Source organism: Streptomyces aurantiacus JA 4570, from assembly GCF_000414115.1.
Lineage (GTDB): Bacteria > Actinomycetota > Actinomycetes > Streptomycetales > Streptomycetaceae > Streptomyces > Streptomyces aurantiacus_A.
The window spans coordinates 1-8,314 of record NZ_AOPZ01000512.1 but is presented as its reverse complement, the minus strand read 5'-3'; the positions used below and the strand labels follow the sequence as shown (position 1 = coordinate 8,314).

Below are 8,314 nucleotides of genomic sequence, written 5' to 3'. Positions count from 1 at the left end.
GGGCACGCCCGCACCCGCCGAGCTGGCCCGCATGGCACGCGCGGGCCTGGCGGACGCCGTACGCGTCGCCCGCTGGGCCGACCACGCGCTGCGCCCCGGCACCGGCCCACTGCGCGGCTCCGGCAAGGGCGCCGGCGCCAACGGCAGCGGCCCCCGGGCGGGCGGCACGACAGGTGGCGCGACAGGCGGAGTGACAGGGGGCCCGGCAGGCGGCACGAAGGGCGGAAAGCAGCCCCGGACGGCTGCGGGCACGCCCGCCGACGCCGATGCGGGGGCGGGCCAACGGACCGGCGGCGCCCTCTCCGACGCCGTCGCCGAACGCGCCGCCACTGAACTGGACGTGACGGTCCACCAGGTCCGCTCGGACTGGGACGCCGCACGCCTGGCCGGACTCGTCGAGGTGCACGGCTCCGCCACCCGGCCCGGCTGGCGGCTGCGCGCCTGGGACCGGGACGACGCCGCCGTGCTGCGCGGCTGGGTCGCCCTGTTCGACGCCTGGTCGCTCGTCCACCCGGCCCCCGCCGGGCTGCCGCCCGCCACCGTCGCGGAAGCCGTCGAGGCCGTCCCCCAGCTTCTCTCCTTCCTCCAGCTGTCGGCGGGCCCCGTGCCCGTGCCGCAGCTCCTCGACCTGCTGGACCAGCGCGTCCGGGAACTGCGCACGGAACGCTGCGAAATCCCCTACGGACCGCAGGCGGAGGCGGACGCGGAGGCCGACGCCCGGACCGTGCCGCTCGCCGACGCGGTCACGCCCGCCGGTGCAGCCGCACCGCCCGCCGACCTCACCGCCCCCCACGACTGCGCCGACCCGCCGCTGCCCGCCCTGCTCGACTGGGCCCTGCGCGCCCTGTCCGCCGTCGGCGCCCTCACCTGCGCCGACGGGCAGGCCACGCTCACCCCGCTGGGCAGCTGGGCGGTGTGGGTCAAGCTGGAGCAGATCTGCGTCGCCGCGCAGAGCCCCGCCGGGCACATCGAGCAGTCCGCCGAGGACATGCTGCGCGGCTGCGCCCGCCTGCGGCCCAACGCGGCCCGCGCCGAATACCGCGCCTGGCTCGCCGCCCGCGACGCAGGCAGCGCCGTCACCGAGCTCCTCGACGCCGCCCGCGGCGAGGACGCCCTGCTGCGCGGCCTCGCCTTCGAGGCCCTGCGGGTCGTCGGCGCCCCGGCCGAACCCGATGTGCGCGCCGTCGTCGACGAGACCTCGCTGCGGCCCTACGCCCTGCTGTGGCTCGCCGAGCACGAGGGCACCGACCCGGAGGACGTCCACCTCGTCCTGACGCGGGAGGAGTCCACCTGGCTGTGGGTCGACACCGCGGCGGCCGTGGCCGACCACGGCGAGGCCGAGCTCCTCGTCCGGCACCTGGAGTCGGCGCCGCAGCCCACCGTGCCCGCGCTCATCGACGAGGTGCGCACCGTGGGGCATCCGCGGACCGTGCAGGTGCTCGTCGCGCTCGCCGCGGCGCACCCGGACCCGGCCCTCGCCAAGGCCGTGCGGCGCGCCGCGTTCCAGGTGCACACCGGGGGCGTGTGACCGCCGCGCCCGGCCGCCTCCGGAGCGGGGCGGCGCGGGTCCTGGCGGGTCAGCCGACTATCTCGGGCGAATACGTACCGAAGCTCCAGATGTTGCCCTCGGCGTCCCGCGCCATGTAGTCGCGCGAGCCGTAGTCCTGGTCCGTCGGGGGCATCAGGATGTCCGCGCCGTGCTCCACGGCGCGCTGGTGGTGGGCGTCCACGTCGTCCACGACGATGTACGTCCCGATCGGGCCGGCCTTCTCCATGATCTCGGCGAAGAGGCCGCCGCGGCCCTTCGAGCCGAGCATCACCGCGCCGTTGCCGTACGCGAGTTCGGCGTGCAGGATCTTGCCGTCCTCGCTCTCGTACACACTCATCTCCGTGAAGCCGAAGGCTTCCGTGAGCTGCTTGATCGCGGCCTTGGCGTCCGCGTACAGCAGCGTCGGGAAGATGCTGGGACGTCCCTTGACAGTGCCTGCCATTTCCGATCACTCCTTCGTCGGGATGCCTGTGAACATGACCTGTTCCACAGTCTTGCACCCGGGTCCGACAGCGGGGTCCGAGGCTCAGCGGAAGGTGTTGCACTGGGCCATGTCACCGGTGCGAAAGCCCTGGTAGAACCAGTCCTGGCGCTGCTTCGCCGAACCGTGCGTCCAGGACTCGGGGGTCACGCGGCCCTGGTAGCGCTGCTGGATCCGGTCGTCGCCCACCGCGGCCGCCGCGTCCAGGCCGTCGCGGATGTCGGCGTCCGTGAGCCGGGTGATCAGCGGCCTGCCCGACTCGTCGGGGGTCCGCGTCGCGTTGTGCGCCCACACGCCCGCGTAGCAGTCGGCCTGCAGCTCGACGCGGACGGCGTTGCTGTTCTGGCCCGTGCGCCCGTCCTGGGAGCGGCCGAGGGTGCCCATCAGGTTCTGCACGTGGTGCCCGTACTCGTGTGCCACGACGTACGCCTGCGCGAACGGGCCGCCGCTGGAGCCGAACTTCGTCCGGAGCTCGTCGAAGAACCCCAGGTCCAGGTAGACCTTGCGGTCGCCGGGACAGTAGAAGGGCCCGACCGCCGACGACGCGGCCCCGCACGCCGTGCCGACCCGGCCGGTGAAGAACACGGTCGGCGCCGGCGCGTAACTGCCCCGGCGGCGCGGGAACTCCTGGCGCCAGTAGTCCTGGACGCTGTTGACGACCGCCACGGTGCGGCAGTCCTCCCGGGCGTTCGCGTCCTTGCCGGTACGGCAGCTCTGCTGGACCTGGGCGAGCGAGGAGGACGAGGGCGCGGGTTCGTCGCCGCCGTCGTCGGTCAGGCCGAGCTGGTCAGGACCGACGCCGAAGAACAGCCCGAGGAGCAGCGCGATCAGGCCCGCGATGCCGCCGCCGATGGTCGCCCTGCCGCCGGGGACACGGCTGCCGCGCACATCCTGCACCTCCGAGGTGTCAAGATCCGCGTCGTCGTCGAACTGCATGGGCGCACCACCCTCTGCCTCGCGTACGAGCCCCGCTGCGTCGGGGGTGAGACCACGGTCTCGGGGTGAGACCGCTGCCTCGGGAGTGAGGCCCCGGTCTCCGGGCGGGGCCACGGTCTCCGGATGAGACCGCTGCCTCGGGGTGAGACCACGGCCCCAAAGGAGACCCCGGTCCCAGGGGTGAGACCACGGCCTCGGGGTGAGACCGCCGCCCCGGACGGGACCGCCGCCTCGCCTGCGGGACGACGCTGTGCCGTCCCGCGCCGGGCGTCCGGCCACTTCATCCTGATATGCCGCGCGGCGCCCGGCCCCGGACGGAGGTCCGAACGGGGGACACGCCCGCCCCCGCGCGCCGTGTCACACCCACCCCGGACCCCGCCACCCGCTGCCGCGGCTACGCTCTGCGCCTGATCCGTGGCCAGGGGTACCGCTACCGCTGCCGGAGGGAGCGAAGGGGGCGCCCATGACCACCGCGACCACGCGTGCCGGAACCACACCGCCCGAGCCGCCCCGGATCGCGCCGCCGGAGCCTGCCCGGACCACACCGTCCGCGTGTGTCGGGGCCACGCCGCCGGAGCCTGACAGGACCCCGCCGCCCAGCGCCCCGGCCCGCCGCCGAGGGTTCCGCCTCGTGCTCCCCCTCGCCCTCGGCATCCTCGCCCTGCCGCTGCTCGCCGCCGCCCATCACGCTCGACCGGAGCCCTACGGAGACCGCTTCGCCCTCCACGCGCGCGTGGACGACGCCGCGTCGGCGTCGGTGCGGACGACGGGTCGGGGGACGGTCGAGGCGTACGGCACGGTGAGTGGCCGGAAGCAGTGGACGTACGCGCGGGAGGGGCGTCGGCCGCTGGTGCTGCTTTCGGCTCCGGGGCACGCCGTCACGCTCTGGGACGACGGCCTGGTCACCGACACCGCGCGCGGGGGAGTCCGCTGGCACCGCGCCGTCCCCGGGCTCGGCACGCCGCAGGCGCACGGCGGCGCCGGGGCGCTGCGGCCGCTGGACGGCGGGGCCCGCATGCTCGCCGTCATCACCCCGCACCGCATCGCCGCCTACCGCACGGCCGACGGCGACCTGCGCTGGACGCTGCCCGCGCGCGAGGACTGCGCCTTCGACCCGGCCCGCACCGCACGGCGGGGCCACACCCTCCTGGTCGCCCAGCCCTGCCGGGACCGTGCGACGGCCTGGACGGCGCAGCTCGTCGCCGTGGACGACCTCGGCCGCGTCACCCCGCGCCGCACCCCCCTCGGCAACGACCTGCCGGGCGCCCCCGAGCCGCCCGCCCGGCCCGCGGCCCACGCGAAGACGGCACCGTAGCCCCGGGAGGGCGCCTCGGAGCTCAGCCCAAGGGGAGGGCCCTCCCACCGCGGGCGGACACCGCCCGCACCCCCGCCCCCGCCGCCCGCGCGGAAAATCGGTTGCGGCGCCCCGTTAGAATTGCCGCATGGCCATTCTCCTCCTGCATTAGACGGCTGAGCGGCGCGCTCCGCGCGACATCGCATCGTGCATCGTCCTTGCCTCCCTCCCGCCGTCCTTTTCCCCTGTCCAGGAGTCTGACCGTGATCACCGCCTCCGGTATCGAGCTGCGTGCCGGCGCCCGCATCCTCATCGAGAACGCCTCGTTCCGCATCGCCAAGGGCGACCGCATCGGCCTCGTCGGCCGCAACGGCGCGGGCAAGACGACGCTCACCAAGTGCCTGGCGGGCCAGGGCACCCCGGCGGGGGGCACGATCAGCCGCTCCGGAGACGTCGGTTATCTCCCGCAGGACCCGCGCACCGGCGACCTCGACGTGCTCGCCCGCGACCGCATCCTCTCCGCGCGCGGACTCGACGTACTGATCCGCAAGATGCGCGAGAACGAACAGCGCATCGCCAATGGCTCGGGCGCCACCCGCGAGAAGGCCCTGAAGCAGTACGAGCGCCAGGAGACGGAGTTCCTCACCAAGGGCGGGTACGCCGCCGAGGCCGAGGCCGCCACCATCGCCGCCGCCCTGAACCTCCCGGACCGCGTGCTCGGCCAGCCCCTGCACACGCTCTCCGGCGGTCAGCGCCGCCGCATCGAGCTGGCCCGGATCCTGTTCTCCGACGCGGACACGCTGCTGCTCGACGAGCCGACGAACCACCTGGACGCCGACTCGATCGTCTGGCTGCGGGACTATCTGAAGACGTACCGCGGCGGCTTCATCGTGATCTCCCACGACGTCGACCTCGTCGAGACGGTCGTCAACAAGGTCTTCTACCTGGACGCCAACCGCTCCGCGATCGACGTCTACAACATGGGCTGGAAGCTCTACCAGCAGCAGCGCGAGTCCGACGAGAAGCGCCGCAAGCGCGAGCGGCAGAACGCCGAGAAGAAGGCCGCGGCCCTGCACTCGCAGGCCGACAAGATGCGCGCGAAGGCCACCAAGACGGTCGCCGCGCAGAACATGGCGCGCCGCGCCGACAAGCTCCTCGCGGGCCTCGAAGAGGTGCGCCAGAGCGACAAGGTCGCCAAGCTGCGCTTCCCGGAGCCCTCGCCGTGCGGCAAGACGCCCCTGATGGCGGAGGGCCTGTCGAAGTCGTACGGCTCGCTGGAGATCTTCACTGACGTGGACCTCGCCATCGACAAGGGGTCAAGGGTCGTCATCCTCGGCCTCAACGGCGCGGGCAAGACCACGCTGCTGCGGCTCCTCGGCGGCGCCGAGAAGCCCGACACCGGCCAGGTCATAGAGGGCCACGGCCTCAAGCTCGGGTACTACGCCCAGGAGCACGAGACCCTCGACCCGGACCGCACGGTCCTGGAGAACATGCGCTCCGCCGCACCCGACCTCGACCTGGTCGAGGTGCGCAAGACGCTCGGCTCGTTCCTCTTCTCCGGAGACGACGTCGACAAGCCCGCGGGCGTGCTGTCCGGCGGCGAGAAGACCCGCCTCGCGCTCGCGACCCTGGTCGTCTCGTCCGCGAACGTGCTGCTCCTCGACGAGCCCACCAACAACCTCGACCCCGCCAGCCGCGAGGAGATCCTGGGCGCGCTGCGCACCTACAAGGGCGCCGTCGTCCTCGTCACCCACGACGAGGGCGCCGTCGAGGCGCTCCAGCCGGAGCGGATCATTCTGCTGCCGGACGGCGTCGAGGACCTGTGGGGCGCGGACTACGCGGACCTGGTCGCCCTCGCCTGACGGACCGGCGCCCCGGAGCCTCCGGGGCGGCGGCGGCCGACCGCGGGCGACGCCCAGAGCGCTTGATCGATTGACTGATCCACTGCGTATGGATCATTCGGCCGATCCGTGATCCTTCATCTGTGTGAGTCGTCCTCGTACCGACATGTGCGATACACGGATTTCTCCGTCTCACGGGACCCGTGGGCCCGCCTTTCCCCGGCACGTCGCTGACCTGCCGCTTCCTCGCAGAACCCATTCGGCGGTACGCGCCGCCACGTGCGGAATCGTTCATTCCGCTCGTGTTCGCCGCTTGACGCGCGGCCAATCAAGTCGCACGGACCTTGCCGAATGGGTGGCCAGGAGGCCCGAGAGGGGTGATCATGAGAAGTCCAGAGCGCACTTCCCATGAGGAGGCACGGGTGGCCGAGACTCTGAAGAAGGGCAGCCGGGTGACCGGCGCCGCGCGCGACAAGCTCGCGGCAGACCTGAAGAAGAAGTACGACGGCGGTGCGAGCATCCGGGCGTTGGCCGAAGAGACCGGCCGTAGCTACGGGTTCGTCCACCGGATGCTCAGTGAGTCCGGAGTCACGCTGCGGGGACGCGGCGGGGCGACGCGAGGCAAGAAGGCCGCTTCCAGCTAGCCGACGTCTCGCGGCCGTCCGGCTCCGGTGGGCCCGTGTGGCCACCCGGTCGATCGGCTGATCGACCGGGTGGTTACTGTGCAGTCACTTGTGGGCGTGAGCCAGTGCCCGCAAGGCGGTGCGTCGACATGCGCCGTGCGGACGCGGAAATGCGTCCGCACGAAGCTGACCTGCGTCGACGCGGCCGTTCACGACGACTGCACCCACCACCGGAGGCACTGATGGCTTCGCCCGACAGCGGTTCGCCCGAGAGCGGTCCGAGCGCAACGGCACCGGTTCTCGACCAGGACGGCGTACGTCTCACGGTCGACGACGCCGTTGCCACGGTGACGCTGACCAACGCGGCCAAGCGCAACGCCCAGTCTCCCGCGCTGTGGCGGGCGTTGACGGAGGCCGGCCGGGCGCTGCCCGGCAGCGTCCGCGTGGTGCTGCTGCGCGGCGAGGGCAAGTCCTTCTCCGCGGGCCTGGACCGGCAGGCGTTCACGCCCGAGGGCTTCGACGGCGAGCCGTCGTTCCTCGACCTGGCGCGCGGAGCGGACGACGCCCTCGACGCGGCCATCGCCGAGTACCAGGACGCGTTCACCTGGTGGCGGCGCGGCGACATCGTGTCCATCGCCGCCGTCCAGGGCCATGCGATCGGCGCGGGCTTCCAGCTCGCCCTCGCCTGCGACCTGCGGGTCGCCGCCGACGACGCGCAGTTCGCCATGCGCGAGACCAGCCTGGGCCTGGTCCCCGACCTCACCGGCACGCACCCGCTCGTCTCCCTCGTCGGATACGCCCGCGCCCTGGAGATCTGCGCCACCGGCCGCTTCGTCCAGGCGGCCGAGGCCGAGCGCATCGGCCTCGCCAACCTCGTCGTGCCCGGCGACCAACTCGACGCCGCCGCCCAGGACTTGGCCGCCGCCCTGCTCGCCGCGCCGCGCGACGCGGTCATCGAGACCAAGGCTCTCCTGCAGGGCGCCGCGGGGCGCTCGTACGAGGAGCAGCGCCGCGCCGAACGGGCCGCGCAGGCGCGCAGGCTGCGGGATCTCGCGGGGATCGGAGACTGACGCGTTCCGTCGTGGGTACGGGGGTTGGGGCGCCGGAGTGTCTGGCGCCCCGTCAAGTACCCCCACTCGCACGCCAGTTGACGACGTGCGGCGGCTTCGCTAGTCCACCGCCGTGACCAGCACCGCCACCGACGGCCGGTCCGGCAGCGCCTCGGTGACCGCCGTGCGGACCGCCTGGGTCACGTCCAGCGTGCGCCGGTCGGCGTCCGCCGCCAGCTCCACGCGGATGTGGCGGCGCGGCAGCGCCCGCGGCGCCGTGTGCTCCTCGATGTGGACGGCCCGGCCCAGGCCGCCGAGGGTGCCCGCCATCCGGGTCACGCCCGGCACCGCGAGGACCGCCCGCGCCACGCGGCCCTCGTCGGACCCGGCGGCCCACGGCTCGTCCTCCTGGCCTGGGAGGGGTACGCCGCCGGGGGCCGGGTCGGTGTCGGGAACGGCGTCCGGCGCGGCACCGCCCCCGGCCCCCTCCCCGTCGAGCAGCCCCGTCACCCGCAGGTCCACCTCCGCCACCACCAGGCCG

The 8,314-nt window shown here is 73.7% G+C and carries 7 protein-coding genes and 1 pseudogene; 5 read left to right on the top strand and 3 right to left on the bottom strand.

Annotated elements, in window-relative coordinates:
- The first annotated feature begins 31 nt into the window (after positions 1-31).
- A complete protein-coding gene (locus STRAU_RS36590) occupies positions 32-1,528 on the top strand; it encodes a hypothetical protein (protein WP_016645431.1) in 1,497 nt (498 codons plus the stop codon).
- 49 nt (positions 1,529-1,577) lie between these two features.
- On the opposite strand, the gene STRAU_RS36585 is transcribed toward STRAU_RS36590, so the two are convergent.
- Entirely contained in the window at positions 1,578-1,991 is a 414-nt protein-coding gene (locus STRAU_RS36585; protein WP_016645430.1) for a VOC family protein, read from the bottom strand.
- An 84-nt stretch (positions 1,992-2,075) separates the two neighbouring features.
- Positions 2,076-2,966, bottom strand: coding sequence for a KPN_02809 family neutral zinc metallopeptidase (gene ypfJ, locus STRAU_RS36580; protein WP_016645429.1), 891 nt, complete (start codon positions 2,964-2,966; stop codon positions 2,076-2,078).
- Positions 2,967-3,429: 463 nt separating this feature from the next.
- Between ypfJ and STRAU_RS36575 the strand changes: the two genes are divergently transcribed.
- The 4 genes from STRAU_RS36575 to STRAU_RS36560 all read left to right on the top strand — a co-directional run bounded on the left by STRAU_RS36575 (position 3,430) and on the right by STRAU_RS36560 (position 7,794).
- Complete coding sequence (locus STRAU_RS36575; protein ID WP_158692206.1) at positions 3,430-4,281, top strand: hypothetical protein; 852 nt, start codon at positions 3,430-3,432, stop codon at positions 4,279-4,281.
- A gap of 242 nt (positions 4,282-4,523) precedes the next feature.
- Positions 4,524-6,122, top strand: coding sequence for a ribosomal protection-like ABC-F family protein (gene abc-f / locus STRAU_RS36570; RefSeq protein ID WP_016645427.1), 1,599 nt, complete (start codon positions 4,524-4,526; stop codon positions 6,120-6,122).
- A 401-nt stretch (positions 6,123-6,523) separates the two neighbouring features.
- Positions 6,524-6,745 carry a helix-turn-helix domain-containing protein gene (locus STRAU_RS36565; protein ID WP_016645426.1) on the top strand — a complete coding sequence of 74 codons (222 nt, stop codon included), beginning with the start codon at positions 6,524-6,526 and terminating at the stop codon, positions 6,743-6,745.
- 221 nt (positions 6,746-6,966) lie between these two features.
- Positions 6,967-7,794 carry an enoyl-CoA hydratase/isomerase family protein gene (locus STRAU_RS36560; RefSeq protein ID WP_016645425.1) on the top strand — a complete coding sequence of 276 codons (828 nt, stop codon included), beginning with the start codon at positions 6,967-6,969 and terminating at the stop codon, positions 7,792-7,794.
- Positions 7,795-7,893: 99 nt separating this feature from the next.
- On the opposite strand, the pseudogene STRAU_RS36555 reads toward STRAU_RS36560, so the two are convergent.
- Positions 7,894-8,314 (bottom strand): annotated as a pseudogene (locus STRAU_RS36555) (nucleopolyhedrovirus P10 family protein); the annotation flags it as partial.

Coding starts and splice junctions, on each gene's coding strand:
- STRAU_RS36590 (WP_016645431.1), top strand. CDS start 32: ATGGCACGCGCGGGCCTGGCGGACGCCGTACGCGTCGCCCGCTGGGCC.
- STRAU_RS36585 (WP_016645430.1), bottom strand. CDS start 1,991: ATGGCAGGCACTGTCAAGGGACGTCCCAGCATCTTCCCGACGCTGCTG.
- ypfJ (WP_016645429.1), bottom strand. CDS start 2,966: ATGCAGTTCGACGACGACGCGGATCTTGACACCTCGGAGGTGCAGGAT.
- STRAU_RS36575 (WP_158692206.1), top strand. CDS start 3,430: ATGACCACCGCGACCACGCGTGCCGGAACCACACCGCCCGAGCCGCCC.
- STRAU_RS36560 (WP_016645425.1), top strand. CDS start 6,967: ATGGCTTCGCCCGACAGCGGTTCGCCCGAGAGCGGTCCGAGCGCAACG.